23 protein-coding genes are annotated in these 23615 nt (G+C 71.0%); 7 read left to right on the top strand and 16 right to left on the bottom strand.

Annotation, left to right across the window (positions count from 1 at the left end; genetic code table 11):
* Window positions 1-534: FGGY-family carbohydrate kinase (locus tag EUA98_RS17345; protein ID WP_242511662.1), on the top strand; the 534-nt coding region annotated here is incomplete at its 5' end.
* Window positions 535-735: 201 nt separating this feature from the next.
* Here the strand turns inward: EUA98_RS17345 and EUA98_RS17340 are convergent.
* The 12 genes from EUA98_RS17340 to EUA98_RS17285 form a co-directional block, all read right to left on the bottom strand.
* On the bottom strand, window positions 736-1839 hold the full coding sequence (locus EUA98_RS17340) for a sugar kinase (protein WP_130103953.1): 1104 nt from the start codon (window positions 1837-1839) through the stop codon (window positions 736-738).
* 109 nt (window positions 1840-1948) lie between these two features.
* Window positions 1949-2581 carry a bifunctional 4-hydroxy-2-oxoglutarate aldolase/2-dehydro-3-deoxy-phosphogluconate aldolase gene (eda, locus tag EUA98_RS17335; RefSeq protein WP_130103952.1) on the bottom strand — a complete coding sequence of 211 codons (633 nt, stop codon included), beginning with the start codon at window positions 2579-2581 and terminating at the stop codon, window positions 1949-1951.
* An 83-nt stretch (window positions 2582-2664) separates the two neighbouring features.
* The gene (locus tag EUA98_RS17330) at window positions 2665-3420 is read right to left on the bottom strand and encodes an SDR family oxidoreductase (RefSeq protein WP_130103951.1); all 756 of its coding nucleotides are present in this window, start codon (window positions 3418-3420) and stop codon (window positions 2665-2667) included.
* Complete coding sequence (locus EUA98_RS17325) at window positions 3417-4451, bottom strand: zinc-dependent alcohol dehydrogenase (RefSeq protein WP_130103950.1); 1035 nt, start codon at window positions 4449-4451, stop codon at window positions 3417-3419. The genes EUA98_RS17330 and EUA98_RS17325 overlap by 4 nt, the downstream gene beginning before the upstream one ends.
* A 15-nt stretch (window positions 4452-4466) precedes the next feature.
* Complete coding sequence (locus tag EUA98_RS17320) at window positions 4467-5501, bottom strand: C-terminal binding protein (protein WP_242511660.1); 1035 nt, start codon at window positions 5499-5501, stop codon at window positions 4467-4469.
* An 8-nt stretch (window positions 5502-5509) separates the two neighbouring features.
* Window positions 5510-6298: an SDR family oxidoreductase gene (locus tag EUA98_RS17315; RefSeq protein WP_130103949.1), complete on the bottom strand. Its 789-nt coding sequence runs from the start codon at window positions 6296-6298 to the stop codon at window positions 5510-5512.
* Window positions 6299-6392: 94 nt separating this feature from the next.
* Entirely contained in the window at window positions 6393-7208 is an 816-nt protein-coding gene (locus tag EUA98_RS17310; protein WP_130103948.1) for an IclR family transcriptional regulator, read from the bottom strand.
* Window positions 7209-7258: 50 nt separating this feature from the next.
* A complete protein-coding gene (gene kduI, locus EUA98_RS17305) occupies window positions 7259-8098 on the bottom strand; it encodes a 5-dehydro-4-deoxy-D-glucuronate isomerase (RefSeq protein WP_130103947.1) in 840 nt (279 codons plus the stop codon).
* 121 nt (window positions 8099-8219) lie between these two features.
* Window positions 8220-9575: an MFS transporter gene (locus EUA98_RS17300; RefSeq protein WP_207219130.1), complete on the bottom strand. Its 1356-nt coding sequence runs from the start codon at window positions 9573-9575 to the stop codon at window positions 8220-8222.
* A gap of 292 nt (window positions 9576-9867) precedes the next feature.
* Entirely contained in the window at window positions 9868-11178 is a 1311-nt protein-coding gene (locus tag EUA98_RS17295) for a TRAP transporter large permease (protein WP_130103945.1), read from the bottom strand.
* A gap of 13 nt (window positions 11179-11191) precedes the next feature.
* Complete coding sequence (locus EUA98_RS17290) at window positions 11192-11698, bottom strand: TRAP transporter small permease (RefSeq protein WP_130103944.1); 507 nt, start codon at window positions 11696-11698, stop codon at window positions 11192-11194.
* Between the two features lie 27 nt (window positions 11699-11725).
* Window positions 11726-12778, bottom strand: coding sequence for a TRAP transporter substrate-binding protein (locus tag EUA98_RS17285; protein WP_130103943.1), 1053 nt, complete (start codon window positions 12776-12778; stop codon window positions 11726-11728).
* Window positions 12779-12978: 200 nt separating this feature from the next.
* Between EUA98_RS17285 and EUA98_RS17280 the strand changes: the two genes are divergently transcribed.
* Genes EUA98_RS17280 through nhaA form a run of 3 tightly spaced genes read left to right on the top strand, consistent with a single transcriptional unit; the run spans window position 12979 to window position 16149 of the window.
* The gene (locus tag EUA98_RS17280; protein ID WP_130103942.1) at window positions 12979-13968 is read left to right on the top strand and encodes a DUF4862 family protein; all 990 of its coding nucleotides are present in this window, start codon (window positions 12979-12981) and stop codon (window positions 13966-13968) included.
* Entirely contained in the window at window positions 13961-14896 is a 936-nt protein-coding gene (locus EUA98_RS17275; protein WP_130103941.1) for an NAD(P)-dependent oxidoreductase, read from the top strand. The genes EUA98_RS17280 and EUA98_RS17275 overlap by 8 nt, the downstream gene beginning before the upstream one ends.
* A complete protein-coding gene (nhaA, locus tag EUA98_RS17270; RefSeq protein WP_130103940.1) occupies window positions 14893-16149 on the top strand; it encodes a Na+/H+ antiporter NhaA in 1257 nt (418 codons plus the stop codon). The genes EUA98_RS17275 and nhaA overlap by 4 nt, the downstream gene beginning before the upstream one ends.
* Before the next feature lie 81 nt (window positions 16150-16230).
* Here nhaA and EUA98_RS17265 read toward each other — a convergent pair whose 3' ends face one another.
* Both EUA98_RS17265 and EUA98_RS17260 read right to left on the bottom strand, forming a co-directional pair.
* A complete protein-coding gene (locus EUA98_RS17265; protein ID WP_130103939.1) occupies window positions 16231-17634 on the bottom strand; it encodes a GntP family permease in 1404 nt (467 codons plus the stop codon).
* A gap of 96 nt (window positions 17635-17730) precedes the next feature.
* Entirely contained in the window at window positions 17731-18765 is a 1035-nt protein-coding gene (locus tag EUA98_RS17260; RefSeq protein WP_130103938.1) for a zinc-binding dehydrogenase, read from the bottom strand.
* Window positions 18766-18909: 144 nt separating this feature from the next.
* Between EUA98_RS17260 and EUA98_RS17255 the strand changes: the two genes are divergently transcribed.
* Both EUA98_RS17255 and EUA98_RS17250 read left to right on the top strand, forming a co-directional pair.
* Complete coding sequence (locus EUA98_RS17255; RefSeq protein WP_242511658.1) at window positions 18910-19656, top strand: FadR/GntR family transcriptional regulator; 747 nt, start codon at window positions 18910-18912, stop codon at window positions 19654-19656.
* The gene (locus tag EUA98_RS17250) at window positions 19653-20165 is read left to right on the top strand and encodes a gluconokinase (protein WP_242511656.1); all 513 of its coding nucleotides are present in this window, start codon (window positions 19653-19655) and stop codon (window positions 20163-20165) included. The genes EUA98_RS17255 and EUA98_RS17250 overlap by 4 nt, the downstream gene beginning before the upstream one ends.
* A 51-nt stretch (window positions 20166-20216) precedes the next feature.
* Here EUA98_RS17250 and EUA98_RS17245 read toward each other — a convergent pair whose 3' ends face one another.
* Together EUA98_RS17245 and EUA98_RS17240 are read right to left on the bottom strand one after the other, a co-directional pair.
* Window positions 20217-21287 carry an aldo/keto reductase gene (locus EUA98_RS17245; protein WP_434063505.1) on the bottom strand — a complete coding sequence of 357 codons (1071 nt, stop codon included), beginning with the start codon at window positions 21285-21287 and terminating at the stop codon, window positions 20217-20219.
* A gap of 136 nt (window positions 21288-21423) precedes the next feature.
* Entirely contained in the window at window positions 21424-22656 is a 1233-nt protein-coding gene (locus EUA98_RS17240; protein WP_130103936.1) for an FAD-dependent oxidoreductase, read from the bottom strand.
* 168 nt (window positions 22657-22824) lie between these two features.
* Here EUA98_RS17240 and EUA98_RS17235 point away from each other — a divergent pair, with 168 nt between their 5' ends.
* Window positions 22825-23289, top strand: coding sequence for a tRNA (cytidine(34)-2'-O)-methyltransferase (locus EUA98_RS17235; protein WP_207219129.1), 465 nt, complete (start codon window positions 22825-22827; stop codon window positions 23287-23289).
* The last annotated feature ends 326 nt before the right edge of the window (window positions 23290-23615 follow it).

Here is a 23615-nt window from a genome sequence, read left to right as displayed (position 1 = left end):
GCGGCCGAGATCGAGCAGCTCGCGGCGACGGTGGAGGACAACGGTGGCGCGTACTTCGTGCCGGCGTTCTCGGGCCTGTTCGCGCCGTACTGGCGCGCGGACGCACGCGGTGCGCTCGTGGGCCTGACCCGGTACGTGAACAAGGGCCACATCGCCCGCGCCGTCCTGGAGGCCACCGCCTTCCAGACGCGCGAGGTGCTCGACGCCATGAACGCCGACTCCGGCGTGGACCTGACCGAGCTCAAGGTCGACGGCGGCATGGTGGGCAACGAGACCCTCATGCAGTTCCAGGCCGACATCCTCGGCGTCCCGGTGATCCGCCCGAAGGTCGCCGAGACGACCGCCCTCGGTGCCGCCTACGCCGCGGGCATCGCCGTCGGCTTCTGGTCCGGTGAGCAGGACGTCATCAACAACTGGGCCGAGGACAAGCGCTGGACCCCGTCGATGGACGAGGACGAGCGTGCCCGTCAGTACCGGCTCTGGAAGAAGGCCGTCACGCGGACCTTCGACTGGATCGACGACGACGTGCGCTGACGCGCACGTAGCTCGACCTGACAGACCCGGTGGCCCCGCTCACAAGGCGGGGCCACCGGCCTGTCCGGCCCCAGGGGGCCCAGCCCCAAGAGGCCGGTACAGCGATGCCCGCCGAGTGGCCGGAACCCGCCCGTCCAACAGGGATTGGACGGGCGGGTTCGGGCCACTCGGCGGGCGGGTCCTGGTGGGAGGGAGTCCGGCCTAGCGGTCGACGCGGGCGCCGCCGCCGCCGGCGAGCTTGAGGACCTCGGCCTTGGTGACCATGGTGGTGTCGCCGGGGGTGGTCATCGCCAGCGCGCCGTGGGCGGCGCCGTACTCGACCGCGGTGGCCAGCGGCTGGCCGTCGAGCAGGCCGTAGATCAGGCCGGACGCGAACGAGTCGCCGCCGCCCACGCGGTCCATGATCTCCAGGCGTTCGCGGTGGGTGGCCTGCACGACGCCGGTCGCCGGCGACCAGGCGATCGCGCCCCAGTCGTTGATCGACGCCGACCGCACCGTGCGCATCGTGGTGCCGATGACCTGGAAGTTCGGGTACGCCGCCGCGGCGGTGGCGATCATCGCGGCGAACTTGTCGACCTGCAGCGCGGACAGGTTCTCATCCACACCCTCGACCTCGAAGCCGAGGGAGGCGGTGAAGTCCTCCTCGTTGCCGATCATCACGTCGATGAACGGGGCGATGGCCCGGTTGACCTCCTGCGCCTTGGCCTGCCCGCCGATCGCCTTCCACAGGGACGGGCGGTAGTTCAGGTCGTAGGACACCACGGTGCCGTACTTCTTCGCCGCGGTGACCGCCTCGATCACGGTGTCCGCCGCGGACTCCGACAGGGCCGCGAAGATCCCACCGGTGTGCAGCCACCGCACACCCAGCTCACCGAACAGGTGGTCCCAGTCCACGTCCCCGGGCTTCATCTGGGACACCGCGGTGTTCCCCCGGTCGGAGACCCCGACCGCGCCGCGCACCCCGAAGCCACGCTCGGTGAAGTTCAGCCCGTTGCGCACCCCGCGCCCGATCCCGTCGTACGGGACCCACTGGATGAACGAGGTGTCCAGGCCCCCGGTCAGGATGCAGTCCTCCACCAGGCGCCCGATCTCGTTGTCCGCCAGCGCGGTCACGATCGCCCCGCGCAGGCCGAACGCCCGGCGCAGGCCACGGGCCACGTTGTACTCACCGCCGCCCTCCCACACCGTGAACGACCGGGCGGTGCGGATGCGCCCCTCACCGGGGTCCATCCGCAGCATCACCTCGCCCAGGGACACCACGTCGAAGCGGCACTCGGAAGCGGGTCGGATACGCAGGTCAGCCATCACACAGGTCCTTCGTTAGGTCAGCGGGGTCAACGGGGCCGGGTGTGGCGGGATCCGGCGGTCGGGGCGGCGCGCTGCCGGCCCGGAGGAGGGGTCAGGGACGCAGAGGTCAGGGACGCAGCGAGGCAGCCAGCGCGACGGCCTCGGCCGTGAGCGCCGTGATCCCGGCGAAGTCGCCCGCGGTGACCAGGTCGCGCGGGCACATCCACGAGCCACCGACCGCGGCGACCGCACTGATGGACAGGTAGTCGCCGAGGTTCTTCGGTCCGACACCACCGGTCGGGACGAACTTCAGCCCGACGAACGGGGCCGACAGCGCCTTGATCGCCGGCGCACCGCCGGAGGTGCCCGCCGGGAAGAACTTCACCGTGGTCAGGCCCAGCTCGAGGGCGGCCTGGATCTCGGTGGCGGTGATCGCACCGGGCAGCGCGAGCACGCCGAGCTCCTGGCAGCGCTCGACCACTGCGCGGGACAGGCCGGGCGAGACGATGTAGCTGGCGCCGGCCGCGACGGCCTGGTCGACCTGCGCGGCGGTCAGGATCGTGCCGGCACCCACCAGGATGTCCCCACGGGCGGCCATCGCACGGATCGAGTCCTGCGCGGCGGCGGTCCGGAAGGTCACCTCGGCCACCGGCAGCCCACCGGCGACCAACGCACCGGCCAGGGCATCGGCGTCGGCGGCGTCGTCGAGCACGACGACGGGAACGAGGCGGGCGGCACTCAGGGCTGACAGGACGTCCATGGGAGTTCCAATTCAGTAGGGGAAAGCGAGTTCGGGACTGGTGCGGGGGGCGAGCGGACGGCCGGCGGCCGCCTCGACGTGCGTCAGCGGGCCATCCAGCCGCCGTCGACCGCGAGGACCTGGCCGTGCACGTAGCCGGACGCGGCCGAGGCGAGGAACACCGCGACGTTGCCGATGTCCTCCGGCTGGCCCCAGCGGCCGGCCGGGATGCGGGCCGAGAGCGACGCGAGCCGGTCCGGGTCGGCGAGGAGCGCGGAGTTCATCTCGGTCGCCATGTAGCCGGGGGCGATCGCGTTGACGTTCACGCCCTTGCTGGACCACTCGTTGCACAGCGCCTTGGTCAGCTGCGCGACGGCGCCCTTGCTGGCGGCGTAGGCCGGCACGGTCAGGCCGCCCTGGAAGCTGAGGAGCGAGGCGAGGTTGACGATCTTGCCCTCGCCGCGCTCGAGCATCGGGCGCCCGAACAGCTGGCAGAGCTGGAACACCGCGCGCAGGTTGATGTCCAGCACGCGGTCCCACGCCTCGAGCGGGAAGTCGACCGCCGGGTAGCGGTCCTGGGTGCCGGCGTTGTTCACCAGGATGTCGACGCGGCGCTCGAGGAGCACCTGCGCGGCCGCCACGGCGATCGCGTCGCGGTCGGCGAGGTCGAGCTCGACGAAGTCGGACCGGCGGCCCAGGGCGGCGGCCCGGTCGGTCAGCTCGGCCGGCACACCGGTGCGGCCGAAGACGATGATGTCGGCGCCCGCCTCGAGCAGCGCGGTCGAGATCCCGAGGCCGAGGCCGCGGCCCCCACCGGTGACGACGGCGGTCTTGCCTGTGAGATCGAACGGGGTGCTCATGCGTCGGCCTTTCCAGCCAGAGGGGTGACCAGGACCTTGAGGCAGTCCTGGCCGGACGTCGCGGCCTCGAAGGCCGCAGCGACGTCGGTGAGCGCGAACGACCTGGTCGGGAACCGCTCCAGGCCGAGCACACCGGTCGCGATCAGCTCGATCGCGCGGGTCACGTTCGCGGAGGTGTAGACCCGCACGCCGACGACGGTCTGCTCCTTGAAGCACACGGCCTGCAGGTCGATCGCGGTGGGCTGCTTGTAGACGCCGACGACGACGATCCGGCCCCGCACGCGGGTGGTCGCGGCGAGCTCGGCCGCCACGGACGGGTGGGCGGCGGAGTCGAACGTGGTGTCCGCACCCTCACCGTCGGTCAGGGGCGCGAGCGTCGCCGCCATGGTGGAGTCCGGCGCGACGACGGTGAACCCGAGCTGCGCGGCGACCTCGCGGCGCCACGGGCTCGGCTCGGTGATCACGACGGCGGCCGCACCGGCGTGCCGGGCGACCAGGGCGGTGAGGACGCCGATCGGACCGGCGCCGTAGACCGCGACGACGTCGCCGGCCTGCATGCCGGACAGCTCGACGGCGTGCACCGCGACGGCGAGCGGCTCGGCGAGGGTCGCCGTGCGCGGGTCGACGTCGGCCGGTACCGCGTGCAGCACCTCGGGCGGCAGCGCCACGTACTGCGCCATGCCGCCGGGGGTGTCGATGCCGTACAGGCCGAGGTTCCGGCACACGTGGGCCAGATCGTTCTTGCAGGACCGGCACTCGCCACAGCTGAGCAGCGGCTCGACCACCACGAGGGCCCCGACCTCGGGACCGCTGGCCCCGGCGCGCTCGACCCAGCCGGACATCTCGTGCCCGGGGATGAGCCCGTGCACGGCGCGCGGGTGCTTGCCGTGCAAGATCCCCAGGTCGGTGCCGCAGATCCCGTTGTACGCGATCTTGATCAGCGCCCAGCCCGGCGGCACCTCGGGAACCGCGGCGTCGACGACCTCGACCTCATCGGTCGCGATCCAACGCACAGCCTTCATGGTGGTCATCTGTTGTGGCTCCTTCTAGCCGGCGAGCGGGGCGCAACCGCTGTTGCGTCCGGGGGTCCCGAGCACCTCGGGGTTGACGATGTTGCGCGGCGCGCGTCCGGCGCAGACGTCGACGATGTTGGCGACCGTGCGGCGCTTGAGCTCGTCGTAGGACTCCTCCGTGTACCAGGCCAGGTGCGGGGTGAGCACGACCGAGTCGAACTCGGTCAGCGGGTCGCCGGCCGAGAGCGGCTCGGTCTCGTGGACGTCGATCGCCGCCCCGCGGATGGACCCGGTGCGCAGCGCCTCGACCAGCGCGACGCCGTCGACGACACCGCCCCGGCTGGTGTTGACGAGGATCGCGTCCGTGCGCATCCGGGCCAGCTGGTCGGCGCCGATCATGCCCCGGGTGACCTCGGTCAACGGGGTGTGCAGCGAGACGACCTGCGAACGCTCGAGCAGCTCGTCGAGGGACACCGAGGTGAAGCCGTGGAACGTCGCCGCACCGGGCTCCGCCGCGGTGTCGAACCCGATGACCTCGAAGCCCAGCCCGGCGGCCTTGTGCGCGGTGGCCGTGCCGATCAGGCCGAGCCCGATCACGCCGAACACGCGACCGCGAGTCTGGTAGAGCGGGCGGACCGCCGCGAGGTCGAACGACCCCGCCCGGATCCCCCGGTCCAGCCGTGGGATGCCCCGGGCTGCGGCGAGCGCCATGCCGATCGCGTGGTCGGAGACCGACTCGGTGCCGTAGTCGGGCACGTTGCACACCGCGATGCCGCGGGCGGTCGCGGCGGCGATGTCGACCGAGTCGACGCCCACCCCGTACCGCCCGATGGCCCGCAGCCGGGGCAGGGCGTCCATGATCTCGGCCGTGATCTTCGCGTACTGGACCAGGAGCCCGTCGGCCCCGGCGGCGTTGGCCACCAGGTCGTCGGCCGTGAACGACTGCGTGAGGACGAGCTCGGCACCGACCGGGTCGGTGATGAGGTGCTCCGCCTCGAACGAGTCGTGGTCGCACTCGGTGATGACGATGCGCATCGCGGCACCGCTCGTCACAGCGTCAGTCGTCACGGCGGCGGTCATCGCGCGAGCCAGCCACCGTCGACGGGAAGGATGATGCCATGGATGTAGTCCGCGGCGTGCGAGCACAGGAACAGGACCGCGCCGGCGACGTCGGACGCCTCGGACCAGCGACCGGCCGGGATGCGCTCGAGGATCGCCTGGCTGCGGTCGGCGTCCGCGCGCAGGTCCTTCGTGTTGGCGGTGGCGACGTATCCGGGGGCGACGGCGTTGACGTTGACGCCCTTCGGGGCCCACTCGTTGGCGAGCGCCTTGGTGAGGCCGGCGACAGCCGACTTCGAGGAGGTGTAGCCGGGGACGTTGACGCCGCCCTGGAAGCTGAGCAGCGAGGCGGTGTTGACGATCTTGCCGTGGCCGTTCTCCATCATCGACCGGCCGACCTCGCGGGACAGGACGAAGGTCGAACGGAGGTTGACCTCCATGACGTAGTCGAAGTCCTCGTCGGTGTGGAACGCCGCGGGGGTCCGCTTGATGGTCCCGCCGTTGTTGATGAGGATGTCGACGTTGCGGGCGGCGAGGTCGGCCGCGAGGGCGGTGACCTCGGAGCGGACCGAGAAGTCGGCGCAGATCGGGACGAACTTGCGACCCAGGCCCTCGACGACCGTGCGGACCTCGCTGTCGCCCTCCGGCATGTCGAAGCTGACGCCGATGATGTCCGCGCCGGCCTTGGCCAGGGACTCGGCGATGGCCAGGCCGATGCCCTGGCTCGCGCCGGTGACGACGGCCAGCTTGCCTTCGAGGCTGAACAGGCTCTCGACGTAGCTGGCGGGGGTGGAGGTAACGGTCATGGTGGTGCTCCTTTGTTTCTTGGCGTGCTTGGTCGGCCCGGCGCAGGTGGGGGCTGCGCGTGGCTGGGAGGTGGTGCGACGAATGGCTCCCGGATCAGGCCCGGTAGCCGAGGGCTGCGGAGATGCGGTCGGCAGTCGCGACGGCGAGCGTCGACATCGCCTCGATCTGCTCCATGGTGTGCTCGATCAGAAGGGTCGAGACGCTGATGCCGTACTTGACCGTGCCGGTGTGATCCCGCACCGGGGCCGCGACGCATCCGAGGCCCGGAACGTTCTCCTCGCGGTCGAGCGCGTACCCATGGCTGCGCACCGCGGCGATCTCCGCGCGCAGCCCCTCGATCGAGGTGATGGTGTGCCTGGTCAGCGCCGGCAAGCCGGCCCGGGCGACGAACCGCTCGAGCTCGTCGTCGGACCTGCTCGCCAGCACGACCTTGCCGATGCCGGTGGAGTGCATCGGCACCGAGAGCCCGACCCGGGACGGCATCACGTACGGCCGGTCGGAGTCGGCGCGGACCAGATAGATGATCTCGTCCCCGTTCACGACCCCGAGGTGGATCGTGCAGTGCGACTTCGCCACGAGCTCGTCGACGAACGGCCGAGCGATCGCCGAGATGTCGATGCGCTGCAGCGCGGCGCCCGCGAGGGAGAGGATCTTCGGTCCCGGCAGGTAGTTCCCGTCGACGTCCACCGTGACGAACTGGCTGTTGACGAGCGTTGCCAGGATCCGGTGCGTGGTGGCCTTGGCCAGGCCGGTCGCCTCGACGACCTCGGTGAACCGCGAGTGGGTCAACGCAGCCTCGAGCACGAGCAACGTCTTCTCGCTCGCACCAGCACTCGCCGTCGCACGGGCGCCGGCGGAAGCACTGGCGTCGTCGGCGGTGGAATAGTGCTGGACAGTCTCGGTGGCCATGGTCCTCAACCTCTTGTCGCGGGTGACTCGCGCAGTCGCGAGCGGGTAGGTCAGCGCATCGTGGAGATGGCGAAGCCGTCCATGTCGTCGAACGACTGGTTCTCGCCTGCCATCGCCCACACGAAGCTGTAGCTCGCCGAGCCGACGCCGGAGTGGACCGACCAGCTCGGGGAGATCACGCCCTCCTCGTTGCCGACCACGAGGTGCCTCGTCTCGGTCGGCTCCCCCATGAGGTGGATGACGCGCGCGTCCGCCGGCAGGTCGAAGTACAGGTACGCCTCCATGCGGCGGTCGTGCGTGTGCGCGGGCATCGTGTTCCACATGCTTCCAGGGTGCAACGTGGTGACCCCCATCACGACCTGGCAGCTGCGCACACCATTCTCGTGGATGTACTGGTTGAGCGTGCGACGGTTCGAGGTCAGCGCGTCGCCGAGTTCGCGGACGTTTCCGGCGCCGGCCTCGACGAACGTCGTCGGGTAGGCGGTGTGCGCCGGTGCGGAGACGACGTAGAAGCGGGCCGGGCCCTGTTCGCCGTCGGCGTCCGACGAGGTGAACGTGACGTCCTTGGCGCCGCGGCCGATGTACAGGCACGCACCGTGCCCGACGTCGTACGTGGTGCCGTCGACCGCGATCGTGCCGCGACCGCCGACGTTGACGATGCCGCCCTCACGGTGCTCGAAGAAGAACTCGCTGCGGATCTCCGGGAAGGTCCCCAGCACGACCGGGCCGGTCACGGGCTTGGCGCCGAGCATCACGACCCGGTCGTGGTGCGTGTAGACCGCCCCGACCGAGTCGTCGATGAACAGGTCCTGGACGAGGTAGCGACGCCGCAGCTCCGCGGTGTCCATGCCGGGGACGTGCTCCGGGCTGGTGGCGTAACGCTGTTCCATGGGAGACCTCTTCGTTCGTCGATGCGGGTCGAGCCTTGCGGGTCGTGCCTTGCGGGTGGTGCACCGTGCCGGGTGGAATCGAAGGGAACCTTCCACCCGGCACGGACGGGTTGTGCGTGCGCTAGACGGCGTCTTCCTCGATGAGCAGGTCGCGGTCGACCGTCTCAGGGGCGAAGAGCGTGGTCCCGAACGTGATCGCCATCATCACCATCATGTAGATGGCGACGGGCCACCAGGATCCGGTCGCCCACTGCACGAGCGCGGAGCAGATCAGGGGGGCGAGGCCGCCGCCGAAGACGGACGAGAACTCGCGCCCGAGGGCCACGCCGGCGTAGCGGTAACGGGACCCGAACAGCTCCGGGAAGTACGCCGCCTGGACACCGACCGTGCCCTGCGAGGCGACCATGAAGCCGATCACGATGACGACGCAGATGAGCACCAGGTTGCCGGTGGTCATGAGCAGGAATGCGGGCGCCGCGAAGAGGAAGAGGAACCCGGTGGTGAACAGGTACATCCGGCGGCGACCGAACTTGTCGCTCATGATGCCGAAGCCCACGGCGGAGAAGCACGCGCACACCGCACCGATGAGCAGGAACTTCGGGATCCACTTGGGGTCCACGTCGATCTCGTTGATCAGGTACGCGCCGGCGAAGACCTGGAAGATGTACGAGTGCGCGTTGGCGCCGACGTTCATGAAGAAGATCCGGGCGAGGTGCTTCTTGCCGTGCTTCCAGACGTCCGCGACCGGGGACTTCTCCTTCTCGATGGCACCCTCGGTCTTGAGCTCCTCGAACACCGGGGACTCCTTCACCTTGCGGCGGATGACCCAGGCGGCGATGGTGACGAAGATCGAGCTGAAGAAGACCAGGCGCCAGCCGTAGGACATGAGCGCCTCGTCGGACATGCGCTGGACGAGGATCCACACGACGGCGGCCATGGCGGCACCAGCCGCGGCCCCGACGAACACGAGCGAGGCGTACTTGCCGCGCTCACCCTTGGGGGCGGTCTCGGTCAGCAGGACGATCCCGCTGGCCTGCTCCGCGCCGGCGCCGAAGCCCTGCAGGAACCGGACCATGAGCAGCAGGATCGGCGCCCAGAGCCCGACGGCGGCGTAGCTGGGCAGGAGGCCGACGGCGAACGTCGCCGTGCCCATGAGGAAGAGCGTGGCGACCATGACGAACTTGCGTCCGAGGCGGTCGCCGTACTTCGAGAAGAACAGGCCACCGAGCGGGCGGGCACCGAAGCCGACGAACAGCGTGCCGAAGGACGCGATGGTTCCGACCGTCGGGTCAAGGTTCGGGAAGAAGATCTTGCCGAAGATGATCGCGGACGCAGTGCCGTAGATCGTGAAGTCGAAGTTCTCGAGCGCGGTACCGATCCCGCCGGCCCATGCAGCGCGGCGGAGGTTCTTGCGGTCGACCGGGGGAAGGACGGCGTCTGGCCCGACTCTGGGCGTCTCGACGAGGTTCTCAGTCACAAAACTCACCATTCTGGTTGGCGTGCGCGGGCTGGCCTTCGTCGGCCGAACCAGCGTGCTGTCAGCGCGAGCTCGAGGCCCGCAGATGTCGAGGACCGTGGTCGTCAACGTGTATCCGAGTACTGCTGGATGGAACTCAGTTCCAACACACGGAACAAGTTAGCACCGCAATTCGCGGCCCTTGCGGGACCTTGTGGGACCTCTTGCTGGGACTGCCGCCCAGAGCTACGGGCGGCCACCAGCCGGGTGCGCACGGGATCCCCGCCTGCGTGCACCCGACCGGCACGCGGTGCTACGGCGCGATCAGCCCGATCGTGGTCGGCAACCACAGCGACAGGCTCGGCGTGAAGATCACGACCATGAGCATGACGATGAGCGCCGCGAAGAAGGGCAGCAGACGCCTGAAGACGTCCTCGATGCTGACCCCGGCGACCTTGGCCCCGACGAACAGGACCGGCCCGACGGGCGGCGTGATGGTGCCGATGCAGAGGTTGAACACCATCATGATCCCGAAGTGCACCGGGTCGATCCCGAAGCTCATCACGATCGGCAGGAAGATCGGCGTGAAGATCAGCACCGCCGGCGTCGGGTCCATGAAGCACCCGACGATCAGCAGGACGACGGCGATCATCAGCAGCAGCACCACGGGGTTGTCGGAGATGCCGAACATCGCCTCGGAGACCATCGCGGGGATCTTGGCGAACGACAGGACGAAGCCCATGATCGACGAGACTCCGATGAGGAACATGACGACCGCGGTGGTGCGGGTGGCGTCCATGAGGATGCCCGGGAGCTGCTTGACCTTGATGGACCGGTAGATGAACGACAGGACCAGCGAGTAGATCACCGCGATGCAGGCGCCCTCGGTCGGGGTGAAGTAGCCGGCGAGGATCCCGCCGATCACCACCACGATGAGCAGCAGCGCCGGAACCGCGATGAGAATGGTCTTGGCCCCCTGCGCGATGCTGATCTTGTCCGTGAACCGCAGCTCACGGCGCTTGCGTGCGTAGACGTACACGATGACCATGCAGGTCGCGGCCCACAGCAGGCCCGGGATGTACCCCGCCACGAACAGTGCGGCGACCGAGGTGCTCGACACCAGGGAGTAGACGATCATCAGGTTGCTCGGCGGGATGAGCATGCCCGACGGCGCCGAGGCGATGTTGACTGCTGCCGCGAAGCGCTTGTCGTAGCCCTCCTTGGCCTGGAGCGGGCCCATCGTGGAGCCGATCGCCGCGGCGGCGGCAACGGCCGAGCCGCTGACGGCACCGAAGAGCGCGTTGGCCGCCACGTTGGTCTGCGCCAGCGAGCCGGGCATCTTGCCGACCATGACCTTGGCGGCGTTGATGAGCCGCAGGGCTATCCCGCCGTTGTTCATGATCACGCCGGCCAGGACGAAGAACGGGATGGCGAGCAGGGGGAACGAGTTGATCCCCCGGAAGACCTGCTGGGCGGCCGTGAGAACGCCGTTCTCGACGCCGAGGATGACGAACATGGCGAGCGTCGCGGACAAGCCGACGCCCACGCTGATCGGGGCTCCGAGAAGAAGGAAGACGGCGATGCCGACGACCAGGATCAGTGCTGCGAGTGCTGCGGGGTCCATGGGTCAGCCCTCCTTAGAGAAGCTCGGGTTCGGCGTCCAGATCCACGGCGCGCTCGGCGCCGGTGAGGATCCGGATCAGGTGGTAGAGCGTGTAGAGGACGATCAGCACGCCGGAGAGCGGCAGCGCCATGTACAGGTTGCCGACGTTCACGGGCAGGCCGGTGAGGTTCTGGTCCCAGGCCAGCGCGGTGACGCGGTACCCGCCCCACACGAGCACGAGGCCCGTGAACGCGAGGATGGAGAGCTGGACGACCACCGTGACGGCGAGCTGGAGCGCTCCGGGGAGCCGGCGCACCGCGAAGTCGACCGCGATGTGGCCACGCTCACCGAACACCAGCGCCGACCCGAAGAGGCCCAACCAGATGAACAGGTACTTGCCCAGCTCCTCGGACCAGCCACTGGGGCTGTCGAGGACCTGGCGCGCGAAGACCTGCCATGCGACGTCGAGCACGAGCGCCGCGAACAGCACCACGCACATCCACGTCAGCATGCGGTCGAGCGCATTCTTGACTGCGGTCATGTCAGACCTCTTCGAGTAGGCGTCGGGTCACTCGGCCGCGGCGCGGACCTTGGCGTGGATGTCGCGAACGAAGTCGTTCGTGAGCTTGGCGTCGTTCAGGGGGGCGAGGGCCTCGGCGAACGCGTCGGCGTCGACCTCGTTGAACTTGGCGCCCGCGGCCTCGGCGGCCTCGGTCGCGGCACCGACCTGCACCTTCCAGAGCTCAGCCTCTTCCTCGATCGCGATCGCGATCTCCTCGGCGAAGATGGCCTGGTCGTCCTCGGACAGGGCAGCGAGGACGGCCGGGTTGATGATCACGTAGTCCGGGAACATCAGGTGGCGCGTGTAGCTGTAGAACGGCGCGATCTCGGCGTGCTTGAGGTTCGAGTAGATGAGCTCGTTGTTCTCGGCGCCGTCGAGCACACCGGACTGGATCGCGGTGTAGACCTCGCCCTGGCCCATCGGGGTGCCGGTTCCACCCATGAGCTTCATCATCTCGAGGTTCGTCTCGGACTCGATGACGCGGATCTTCTTGCCCGCGAGGTCCGCGGGGGTGTTGATCGGGCCCTCCGAGCTGTAGACCGAGCGGATGCCACCGTGGAAGGCACCGACGACGTGGATGTTCTGGTCGTCGAGCGAGGAGAACAGCTCGCCGGAGATCTCGGGGTCGTTGGTCGTGGCGCGCTGGTGGTCCTGCGAGTCGAACGTGAACGGCAGGTCGAAGACGACGAAGTCGGGGTTGAAGTTCTCGAGCAGCGGGCCTGCGACGAAGGCCATCTCGATCGTGCCGGCCTGGACCAGCTCGATGGTCTCCTTCTGGGCGCCGAGGGTCTCGTTCGGGAAGACCTCGATGTCGTAGCGACCGTCGGTGCGCTCCTTGAGCCGGTCCCCCATCGCGTCGAGCGCGAGGTACTGCGGGTGGGTCTCGGGCTGGTTGAACGCGAGCTTGAAGACGGTCTCGGCCGGGCCGCTGTCCACGGCCGCGCTGGACGCGCCGCCGGTGGCCTCGGTCGCGGAGCCGGTGCCTGCGCTGCAGGCGGTCAGTGCGAGGACGGACGCTCCGATCAGGGCGGTGATCGAGACGAGTTTGGTACGACGCATGTCGTGACTCCTTTGTCGGCCCACGCGTGTGAGCACTTGGTGGTGCGGGAAGGTCCTGCTCCGGACGTCTGCGTCTCGGGGTAGTCTTGCGCTGGTTCGTTGGATGGAACTAAGTTCCGTTGTGCGGAACCATACCGATGACGTCCGGTTCGGTCAACTGGCTTCAACCGGCACGGAACACCTGCGATGACGGAGGATCCATGACCGCCCCCTGTGACCTTCTGCTGGGCGCCTACGCGATGGCGCCCGCGGAACCAGCGGCCGAAGAGGCCTTCTACGCCGGTGTCGCCGACCTCGGCGTCGGCGGCCTCGAGCTCCCGCTCCCCCTGCCTGGCGCGCCCGTGCTCGAGCCCTCCTGGTTCACCCGGAACGTCCGACCCGAGTGGGACCTGCTCGTCACGTGCATCCCGACCGTGATGGGCCGCCTCGGTTCGGCGCCCGGGTACGGCCTCGCCGCCACCGACGAGACCGAGCGCGGCCGCGCCCTGGCCGACGTCGCCCGGGCACGCGACCTCGCGCTCCTGCTGGCGGAGCAGCACGGCCGACGACGGGTCGTGGGCATCCAGGTGCACAGCGCACCCGGGCCGGGAGCCGGCTCGCAGGACGCGCTGACCCGGTCCCTCGCCGAGATCCTCACCTGGGACCTCGCGGGCGCCGAGCTGCTCGTCGAGCACTGCGACGCTCACGTGGCCGGGCAGGTTGCCTCGAAGGGCTTCTGGTCCCTCGAGGACGAGATCGCCGCCGTCCGCGCGGTCGACGCGGGCGACGACGGTGCCGGCGTCGCACGCCTCGGGCTCAGCATCAACTGGGGACGCTCGGCGATCGAGGGCCGCGACGCGCGGACCGCCGTCGACCACGTGCAGGCGGCCGCCGCGGCCGGGCTGCTCCGGGCGCTCGTGTTCTCGGGAGCGAGCGACACCGCGACGCCGTGGGGTCCGGCCTGGGGCGATGCGCACATCCCCCCACGCGGCGACGACCTCGCGCTCGCCCTCTCGTCGGGCTCGCTGCTGGGACCGGACCAGATCGTCGCCACGCTCCGCGCCGCCGGCGACGTCCCGCGCCTCGCGGTCAAGGTCTCGGTCCGGCCGAAGGATGCCGACGTGCCCACCCGCCTGGCCGTCGCCCGCGCTGCGCTCGCCGCGCTGACCGCGTCGCGGACCGTCGCGACGACGCCTGCCGCGCATGCTTGACGCCGCCCGCGATCCGGTGCCCGTCGGCTTCATCGGTCTCGGGACGATGGGTCGCCCGATGGCCGGCCACGTGCTGCACGCCGGCTTCGAGCTGCACATCACGGCCCGCCGAGCCGCAGCAGCGCAGCCCCTGGTCCAGGCCGGGGCGACGTGGCACGCCACGGCCCGTGAGCTCGCCGCCCGCGTCGACGTCGTGATCGTCATGGTCCCGGACCTGCCCGACGTCGAGGCCGTGCTCGACGGACTCGACGGGCTGCTGGCCGGCGTGGTCCGACCGCTCCTGATCGTGGTGAGCTCGACCGTCTCCCCCGACGGCGTGCGCGCGCTCGACGCGCGCGTGCGGACGCGCACCGGCGGCCTCGCCCGGCTCGTCGACGCCCCGGTGAGCGGCGGCGAGGAGGGCGCGGTCGCCGGCACCCTGTCGGTGATGGTGGGGGCCGCGGCCGACGACGTCGCCCTCGCGCTCCGCGTGCTGCGCCCGCTCGGCAACCCGGTGCACCTGGGACCGCTCGGCGCAGGCCAGATCGCCAAGGCGTGCAACCAGCTGATCGTGGCCGCGACCGTGCTGGCTCTCGGCGAGGCCTCGGTCCTCGCGGAGCGGGCCGGGCTGGACGTCGCGGCGATGCTCGACCTGCTCGGCGGCGGGTATGCCGGCAGCCGGATCCTCGAGGTCAAGGCCCACCGGTTCGTGGCCCATGACCACAGCCCGTCCGGACCGGCGAAGTTCATGGTGAAGGATCTGACCTTCGCCACGGCCGAAGCTGCGCGGTCCGACACCGCAACCCCGCTGCTCGACGTGCTCCGGCACGTGTTCACCGACCTGACGGCAGTCGGCCTGGGAGACCAGGACACCGCCGTCGTCCAGGCCTATCTCGAGGGCCTGCACCGTACCGGCGCCAATCGCACCCAGACTGAGGACAACGCATGACGAGTCGCCCGAAGACCACCCTGTACAACCGTCTGACCCCCGGCGGGGAGCGCAACTTCGCGGACGACCTGCGGGCGGAGAACACCGGCGCGGTCCTGCTGCTGCTGGGGGCGGTGGTGGCGCTGGTGTGGGTCAACTCGCCGTGGAGCGCGAGCTACCTCGCGCTCGGGGACATCGTGATCGGCCCGTCGGCGCTGCACCTGGACCTGTCCGTCGCGCAGTGGGCCACCGACGGGCTGCTCGCGATCTTCTTCTTCGTCGTCGGCCTGGAGCTCAAGCGCGAGATGGTCGACGGCCAGCTGCGCCGACCCTCGACCGCGATCGTGCCGATCCTTGCCGCGGTCGGCGGCATGGCCGCACCCGCCGCGATCTACGCGCTCATCAACACCTTCTCGGACGGTGGGTCGATGGACGGCTGGGCCGTCCCGGTCGCCACCGACATCGCGTTCGCGGTCGCCGTGCTGACCGTGTTCGGCAAGCGGCTGCCGACGGCGCTGCGCGCGTTCCTGCTGACCCTGGCCGTGGTCGACGACCTGCTCGGCATCGTGGTCATCGCGGTCTTCTACGCCGACGGCCTGCAGTTCGCCTGGCTCGCCGCGTCGTTCGCGACGATCGGCGTGTTCGCCGTGCTCGTGCGCCGTCGCGGGATGACCGCGTGGATCCTGGTCCCGCTCGCCGTGGCTGCGTGGGGGTTCATGCACGCCTCGGGGGTGCACGCCACGATCGCCGGCGTGATCCTCGGCTTCACCGTCCCCGCGCTGGCCCGTGCCGGTGAGAGCGTGAGCATCGCCGAGCACCTCGAGCACCTGTGGCGCCCGGTCTCCGCCGGCCTGGCGGTGCCGGTGTTCGCGCTGTTCGCGGCCGGGGTGTCCCTGAGCCCGGAGGACCTGGCCAGCACCGCCGGTGACCCCGCCGCCCAGGGGGTCGCGCTCGGCCTGGTGCTGGGCAAGCCGATCGGGATCCTCATCGCCACGTTCCTGCTGGTCAAGCTGACCGGAGCGAACCTGGACCCGTCCGTGCGGTGGCCCGACCTGTTCGCGGTCTCGGTCGTGGCCGGCGTCGGCTTCACGGTCTCGCTGCTCATCGGCGAGCTCTCCTTCGCCGAGACGTCCCCGCACAGCGAGCACGTCAAGGCCGCGGTCCTGATCGGCTCGCTGACCTCCGCCGCGATCGGCGGGGCCCTGCTCACCTGGCGCACCCGCATCCACCTGGCTCGGCCGGCCGAGCCCGTCGAGCTGACCACGGTCGTCTGAGACCAACGACAGACCAACGACAGAGGGCGGCCGGGCCAGTTGGCCCCGCCGCCCTCCGTCGTTAGAGCTGTTGTTCGGTGCTCAGAACGCGCCGGCCACCAGGTAGATGGTGAGCGCGAAGACGAAGCCCACGATCCCGACCAGCATCTGGCCGACCGTCCAGGTCTTCAGCGTGGTCTTGGTGTCCATCTCGAAGAACCGGCTCACCAGCCAGAACCCCGAGTCGTTGACGTGCCCGGCGAACACCGAGCCGGCCGCGACGCAGAGCACGATCGCGGCGAGCTGGACCGGGTTGAACTCCGGGTTGTCCAGCACGACCGGCGAGATGAGCGCAGCCGCGGTCGTCAGGGCGACGGTCGCCGAACCCTGGGCGACCCGCACGACCGCCGCGATGACGAAGCCGGCCACCACGACCGGCAGGCCGACGGCGTCCAGGGACTCGGCGATCGCGTTGCCGATGCCGCTCGCGCGGAGCACCCCACCGAACATGCCGCCCGCGCCGGTGATGAGGATGACGGCCGATACCGGACCGAGCGCGCTGTCGACGACGGACTCGGTCAGGCTCGCGGACTTGCCCTTGCGCCAGCCGAGCAGGATCATCCCGACGACCACCGTGATCAGCAGGGCGACGGGCGTCTCCCCGAGCGCGCGCAGGATCTGCACCCAGGTGTCGTCGAGCGAGACGATCTCCGCGGTCGCCGCCATGTTGAGGCCGGTGTTGAGGAAGATCAGGCCGAGCGGCAGCAGCAGGAGCGTGAGGATGGTGCCGACCTTCGGCGCCGACGCGAACTCGGTGTAGTTCCCGGTGCTCCCGCGCAGGATGAGCGGGACCGGGATGTCGTACTTGCGGCCGACGTACCGCCCGAACAGGTGCCCGACGAAGTACCACGTGGGCAGCGCGACGAGGAGGCCGAAGATGAGCACGAGGCCGACGTCGGCCCCCAGCAGACCCGTGGCCGCGACGGGCCCGGGGTGCGGCGGCACGAAGATGTGCATGACCGAGAAGGCGACGGCCGAGGGGAACGCGTAGAGCAGGAACGAGCCGCCCAGGCGGCGGGCCACCGCGAAGATGATCGGCAGCATCACGACGAGGCCGGCGTCGAAGAAGATCGGGAAGCCCATCATCAGCGAGGCCACCGCCAGCGCGGCCGGCGCGCGACGCTCGCCGAAGCGGCGGATGAGCGCATCGGTGAGGACCTGCGCCCCACCGCTCGTCTCGAGCATCCGGCCGAGCATCGCGCCCAGGCCGACGAGCAGGGCGACGCTCGCGAGCGTGCCGCCGAAGCCCGCGAGCAGCGTCGGCATGAGGCTGGCCGTCGGGATGCCCGTGGCGACAGCGGTCAACAGGCTCACGATGATGAGCGCGAGGAACGCGTGCACCTTGAGCTTCATGATCAGGACGAGCAGCAGCCCGATCGCCGCGACGGCGACCCCGAGCAGCGCGGGTGTCGACAGCACCCAAGACATCTGAAGATCGGTCATCATTGCCCTATCTCTTGTCGTGCAGGTGGAAGGTCGTGCAGGGGAACGGGCCGGTGAGGCCGAGGGTGGACCGCCCGGAAGGGGTCGGGGCGGGTGCTGTCAGGCAGTCACCGCCGGCTGCCACAGGGCGACGACGACCTTGCCGGAGCGGTCGGAGTCCTTGGCGGTCGCGAAGGCTTCGGTGGCCGAGGCGGCAGGCACCTCGTGGGTGATGACCTGCTCGATCCAGGGGAGCTGGTCGAGCAGCCGGACGGCCTCGTCGATCTCGTCGTTGAACCGGAAGCTGCCGCGCAGCTGGATCTCCTTGGAGATCAGCGGGGCGAGCGCGATGGGGTGGGTCCCGGCGCCGAGCATGCCGACCTGGGTGAGGATCCCGGCGCGGCGGACCGCGGCGATGGCGGCGTTGATGGCCGGCGCCGCGCCCGAGCACTCCAGGGCGACGTCGAAGTAGTCCGTCGGCAGCTCGTCCGCGCCGACCTGGCCGACCTGGACCGTGCGGTGCACCCCGAGGGCCGCGGCCCGGCGCAGCGGGCCGGCGAGCATGTCGGTCGAGACGACCTCGGCCGCGCCATGGGCCAGGGCCGCGGCCGCGGCGAGCAGCCCGATCGGGCCCGACCCGGACACCAGGACCTTCTTGCCCGCGACGCCGCCGGCGATCGCGATCGCGTGCAGCACCACGGCCAGCGGCTCGGCCAGCGCGGCCCGGCGCAGCGGCAGGGTCGCCGGGAGCACCCGGATCGCGTCGCGGGCCACGAGCAGGAACTCGCTCATCCCGCCCTGGGTGTGCGGCCAGGTCGAGGCGCTGCCGAGATAGGCGCCGTCGGGCCACAGGTGGCGGTGGGCCTCCAGGCCCGGCTCGCAGCGGCCGAAGGTCGCCGGGTGCACGGTCACCGGGGTGCCGGGCGGGTAGGTGCCGGCGGGGTCGAGGTCCACGGTCCCGGACACCTCGTGGCCGGGGACCAGGGGCTCGCGCACGACGAACGCGCCGTTCGCGCCCTCGAAGTAGTAGTGCAGGTCCGAGCCGCAGATGCCGGCGTAGGCCATCCGCACGCGCACCTGGTCGGGCCCCGGGACCGGGGTCGCGACCTCGTCCTCGCGCACATCCTGCTTGCCGTGGATGACGATCGCTCTCATGGGGTGCTCCTCGGCACTGAGGTCCCCGGACGGGGATCGGGCCAGCGGTGGCCGCTGGCTCACCCTGCGGCATTCATGCTACGAAAGCAAACGACGGCGGGAATTGGTATGACACTCCCCGCCGGGTGGGGCAGGATGGTCGATGTGAGCAACGACGACCACGAAACGCTGACCGGCCTCCACGAGATGGTGCTGTCCCGGCTCGGGCCCGCCCTGGTCTCGGGGGAGCTCGCCGTCGGTACGGTGCTGAAGATCGACGAGATCGCCCTGCAGCACGGCGTCTCGCGGACCGTGGCCCGCGACGTCGTCAAGGTGCTCGAGTCGCTCGAGCTGGTCGTCACCCGCCGCCGGATCGGCGTCACGGTGCGACCACGCAGCGAGTGGAACGTCTTCGACCCTCGGCTGATCCGCTGGCGCCTGGCCGGGTCCGACCGGGCGCGTCAACTCCGTTCGCTGAGCGAGCTTCGCCACGGCGTCGAACCCATCGCAGCCGCGCTCGCCGCCGCGCACGCCGATCCCGAGCAGTGCGGGCGACTGACGGCGGCGGTCATCGGCATGTCCGTGACCGGTCGCCGCGGTGACCTCGAGGCGTACCTCGGCTTCGACAAGGAGTTCCACTGCGCGCTGCTCGAGGCGTCGGGGAACGACATGTTCGCCGCCCTGGCGTCCGTGGTCGGCGAGGTGCTCACCGGCCGGACCCACCACGACATGATGCCGGCGCAACCGGAGCCCGCGGCCATCCGGCTGCACGCCGACGTCGCCTCGGCCGTGGCCTCCCGCGACGCGATCGGGGCCGAGCTCGCGATGCGGGCGATCGTCGACGAGGCCCAGGAGGCCATGGAGCTGGCGTTCGGGCCTGCCACGATCCCGGTCGAATCGAGCGTCGAGTGACGACCGACCCGACCGACCACGGACCGCTCGTCGTGGTGATGGGGGTGTCCGGGTCCGGCAAGACGACCGTCGGCCAGGCCCTGGCCGACCGGCTCGGGCTCCCGTGCGCGGACGCCGACTCGTTCCACAGCGAGGCGTCGGTCGCGAAGATGGCCTCGGGTCACCCCCTGGACGACGACGACCGGGCGCCCTGGCTCGTGACGGTCGGCGCGTGGCTGGCCGGGCACGCCGACTCCGGCGCCGTCGTCGGCTGCTCGGCGTTGCGGCGGCGCTATCGCGACGTCTTGCGGCAGGCCGCGCCCGACGTCGTCTTCTTGCACCTGACCGGGGACCCGGCTGTGCTGGCCGCGCGCGTCGCCAACCGTCCCGGCCACTTCATGCCGGCGTCGTTGATCGAGTCCCAGCTGAGCACGCTCGAGCCGCTCGAGGCCGACGAGCGCGGGACGGTTCTCGATCTCGGGGCGCCCGTCGACGACCTGGTCAGCGCCTTCGTCCAGGGCCTGGGCTGACCTGTCGACCCAGGCCCGATCGGCCCGGAGCGCTCCCGGGCCGACGCCGGGCTACCGGGCCGTGCCGTCGACGGCGTAGGGCTCGATCGCGGCGAGCTCGTCGGCGGTGAGGGGGCCGCTCGCCAGCGCCGCGACGTTGTCCTCGAGCTGGGCCACGCTGCTCGCCCCGATGATCGCCGACGTCACGCGCGGGTCGCGGAGCACCCACGACAGCGCGAGCTGCGCGAGTGACTGCCCGCGACCGGCGGCGATCTCGTTCAGCGCCCGCGCCCGCATGAGGTAGGTGTCGTCGATCCGCTCGGCCTTGAGGAAGTGCCCGACGGCGGCCCGCGAACCCGCCGGGATCTGGCCGCCGAGGTACCTGCCGGTCAGCAGGCCCTGCGAGAGCGGCGAGAACACGATCATCCCGATCCCGAGGTTCCCGACCGTGTCCAGCAGGCTCTCGCCGGCGGACGCGCTCGCGTCCGGGCTTGCATCCGGGCCGGCCGGGGCGGCGGGCCGGGGCTTCTCGACGTGCCGGTTGAACATCGAGTACGACGGCTGGTGGATCAGCAGCGGTGTGCCGAGCTCGCCGAGCACGCGGGCGGCCTCGCGGGTCTGGGCCGGCGAGTAGTTCGAGATGCCGGCATAGAGCGCCTTGCCCTGCTGGACCGCGGTGTGGAGCGCGCCCATCGTCTCCTCGATCGGCACGGACGGGTCCGGGCGGTGCGAGTAGAAGATGTCGACGTAGTCGGTGCCGATCCGTTTGAGCGACTGGTCGAGCGAGGCGAGCAGGTACTTGCGCGACCCGCCGTCGCCGTACGGTCCCGGCCACATGTCGTACCCGGCCTTCGAGCTGATCACCAGCTCGTCGCGGAACGGACGCAGGTCGGCGGCCAGGTGCCGACCGAAGTTCTCCTCGGCCGAACCGTACGGCGGGCCGTAGTTGTTGGCCAGGTCGAAGTGCGTGATGCCGAGGTCGAACGCCCGGCGGAGCACCGCGCGCTGGGTCTCGAACGGGTTCGCATGGCCGAAGTTGTGCCACATCCCGAGCGACAGCTGCGGCAGGTTCAGACCGCTGCGCCCCGCGGGACGGTAGGTCATCGACGCGTACCGGTCATCGGCGGGCTGGAACGCGGGCATCGACATCTGCGGGGGTCCTCTCGGGGGGCGAGCTGTGCGGGTCCACGGTAGCGACCCGGGACCACGGGCCCGGACCGGGCCGGGCTGGGCCGAGTCGGCGGCGAACGCGTCAGCGCCGGGTGCCGGCGAGCGCGCGTCAGCGCCGGGTGCCGGCGAGCGCGTCGAGCGCCGGCCGCGGCGGCACCGCGCACCCCAGGTGCGCCAGGACGGCGTCGGCCGCCCGGCGGCCCGAGACCAGCACACCCTGGCTCGAGGCCGAGTCCCGGTGGTCCCCCGCGACGAACAGGCCGTCGCCGAGCGCGACCGGTCGGTGCACGTCCAACGGTGGGTCCATCGCGGTCAGCGCGTGCGGGATGGCGTGGGTCGCGGCGAGCTCCCAGCGCGAGGTCTCGACCCCATAGATCTGCGCGAGCTGGCGCCGGACGGCCGCCTCGGAGCGCGGGTCGTCTGGGTCGCCGGACGGCAGGCCGAGCATGGTCGTGGCGATCAGTGCGCGGCGGTCCGGCGAGTAGCTGGGGGCGGCGTTGCTCAGCACGACGGTGTTGACGACCGGACCACGGTGGTCACCGTCGAGGTGCAGCGCGCCGTGCGTGGCCGGCGGCTCCGCGCTGACGTGCCAGAACGTCGTCAGCGGGCGCACCCGCGGCACGGGCAGCCCGGTGAAGGCCGCCGCCGAGGTCGGGTCCGTCGCCACGACGACCGCCCGGGCTCCGATCACGCCCGCGGTGGTGCGGACCTGACGGATGGCACCCCCGGCGGGCGAGCCGACGTCGTCCACCCGCACGTCGCACCGGACGGAACCGGCGGGCAGTGCAGCCGCGAGCTGGTCGCCGATCGCCTGCATCCCACCAGCGGGCACCGACGGCCGGCCGCGCACGAACGATCGGATGAGCAGCTCGACGAACCGCCGCGAGGTCGACCCGTCGGACTCGGCGAGGACCCCGGCCAGGAACGGCTCGAGCACCGCGTGCCGGAGCCCGGCGTCGAGCCCGAGGCGGTCGAACGCCTCCCCCCACGGCTCGTCGGGCGCCGCGAGCAGGCCGGCCGGGTTCCGGACCGCGCTGTGCAGCGCCCACCGACCGAACGCGGCCTTCTCGCGCAGCCCACCGACCGCGGTGAGGTCGCCGACCAGTGCGCGGCCGAGCAGGCCGGCCGGGGTGCGTCGCGGGTCGCCGAGCACGTGCGGACCCGATCCCGATGCGACCACGACGGCGCCCGGCAGCGGCTGCAGGCGCAACGCGGGCAGGTCGAGGGCGCGCCGGGCCTCGGGGTAGGCGGGGCTGATCAGCTGGAAGCCGCGGTCGCACCGGAACCCGTCGATGACGTCCGTCCGCACGCGCCCACCGACGGCGTCGGCCTGCTCGAGCACGACGGCCTCGACCCCCGGCCGCGGTCAGGCGCAGCGCGCACGCGAGCCCGGCGAGTCCGGCTCCGACGACGACGACCTCGCAGGATGGCATGCCCTGACGCTATCGCCCGGTCACCGGGCGCCACCCGCCCGGCGGGATCACCCGCGCGCGGGTGGGACCATCGTCGGGTGCTCCGCATCATGTTCTTCGAACCCCGCATCCCCCAGAACACCGGCAGTGCGATCCGCTTGTCCGCGGTGACCGGCGCCGAGCTGCACCTCGTGGAGCCGCTCGGCTTCGACCTGTCCGAGCCGAAGCTGCGCCGGGCGGGGCTCGACTACCACGACCTGGCGCACGTCGTCGTGCACGCCAACCTCGACGCTGCGTTGGCAGCGATGCCGGCGGCGCGGGTCTTCGCCTTCACGACGCAGGCCACCCGACGGTTCACGGACGTGGTCTACGAGCCCGGCGACATCCTGCTGTTCGGACCCGAGCCAACCGGCCTGCCCGCCGAGGTGCTGGCCGACCCGCGGATCACCGACCAGCTGGTCATACCGATGATCCCGGGCCGGCGCTCGCTCAACCTCGCGAACTCGGCGGCCCTCGCGGTCTACGAGGCCTGGCGCCAGACGGGGTTCCCCGGCGCCGTCTGACCCCGCGACGTCGGCGTCGGGTTGAGGCCCGATGGCGGGGTGCGCTCGGGCGCGACGGCGGTTGTCGCGCGCCGGGCCCGACGGCGGTTGTCTCGCGCCGCGCCAACGGGGCTATCGCACGCCGCGCCCGACGGCGGCGTGCGTGTGGGTTGCGACCGGGTCCGACGGCGACTTCCCCTCACGCCCGACGACGGCGCCCGCGTGGGCCTGCGACCGGTGCCGGACAACGCTTCCGACCGCTGCCTGCGTGCGTGATGCTCCTATAGGTGTCAAGCGGCCTGAAGCCATTGGCGGTAGGCGTCGGCGAGTTCGTCGTCGCGGGTCAG

It is taken from the genome of Pengzhenrongella frigida (assembly GCF_004168625.1).
In the GTDB taxonomy this organism is placed as follows: domain Bacteria; phylum Actinomycetota; class Actinomycetes; order Actinomycetales; family Cellulomonadaceae; genus Pengzhenrongella; species Pengzhenrongella frigida.
The sequence above is the reverse complement of the archived record's forward strand: the minus strand, read 5'-3'. Positions and strand labels throughout refer to the sequence as shown.

What these genes read in the sequence shown, in the direction of transcription:
- EUA98_RS17340 (WP_130103953.1), bottom strand. Translation starts at nt 1,839, where the DNA reads ATGGCTGACCTGCGTATCCGACCCGCTTCCGAGTGCCGCTTCGACGTG.
- eda (WP_130103952.1), bottom strand. Translation starts at nt 2,581, where the DNA reads ATGGACGTCCTGTCAGCCCTGAGTGCCGCCCGCCTCGTTCCCGTCGTC.
- EUA98_RS17330 (WP_130103951.1), bottom strand. Translation starts at nt 3,420, where the DNA reads ATGAGCACCCCGTTCGATCTCACAGGCAAGACCGCCGTCGTCACCGGT.
- EUA98_RS17325 (WP_130103950.1), bottom strand. Translation starts at nt 4,451, where the DNA reads ATGACCACCATGAAGGCTGTGCGTTGGATCGCGACCGATGAGGTCGAG.
- EUA98_RS17315 (WP_130103949.1), bottom strand. Translation starts at nt 6,298, where the DNA reads ATGACCGTTACCTCCACCCCCGCCAGCTACGTCGAGAGCCTGTTCAGC.
- EUA98_RS17310 (WP_130103948.1), bottom strand. Translation starts at nt 7,208, where the DNA reads ATGGCCACCGAGACTGTCCAGCACTATTCCACCGCCGACGACGCCAGT.
- kduI (WP_130103947.1), bottom strand. Translation starts at nt 8,098, where the DNA reads ATGGAACAGCGTTACGCCACCAGCCCGGAGCACGTCCCCGGCATGGAC.
- EUA98_RS17295 (WP_130103945.1), bottom strand. Translation starts at nt 11,178, where the DNA reads ATGGACCCCGCAGCACTCGCAGCACTGATCCTGGTCGTCGGCATCGCC.
- EUA98_RS17290 (WP_130103944.1), bottom strand. Translation starts at nt 11,698, where the DNA reads ATGACCGCAGTCAAGAATGCGCTCGACCGCATGCTGACGTGGATGTGC.
- EUA98_RS17285 (WP_130103943.1), bottom strand. Translation starts at nt 12,778, where the DNA reads ATGCGTCGTACCAAACTCGTCTCGATCACCGCCCTGATCGGAGCGTCC.
- EUA98_RS17280 (WP_130103942.1), top strand. Translation starts at nt 12,979, where the DNA reads ATGACCGCCCCCTGTGACCTTCTGCTGGGCGCCTACGCGATGGCGCCC.
- EUA98_RS17275 (WP_130103941.1), top strand. Translation starts at nt 13,961, where the DNA reads ATGCTTGACGCCGCCCGCGATCCGGTGCCCGTCGGCTTCATCGGTCTC.
- nhaA (WP_130103940.1), top strand. Translation starts at nt 14,893, where the DNA reads ATGACGAGTCGCCCGAAGACCACCCTGTACAACCGTCTGACCCCCGGC.
- EUA98_RS17265 (WP_130103939.1), bottom strand. Translation starts at nt 17,634, where the DNA reads ATGATGACCGATCTTCAGATGTCTTGGGTGCTGTCGACACCCGCGCTG.
- EUA98_RS17260 (WP_130103938.1), bottom strand. Translation starts at nt 18,765, where the DNA reads ATGAGAGCGATCGTCATCCACGGCAAGCAGGATGTGCGCGAGGACGAG.
- EUA98_RS17245 (WP_434063505.1), bottom strand. Translation starts at nt 21,287, where the DNA reads ATGCCCGCGTTCCAGCCCGCCGATGACCGGTACGCGTCGATGACCTAC.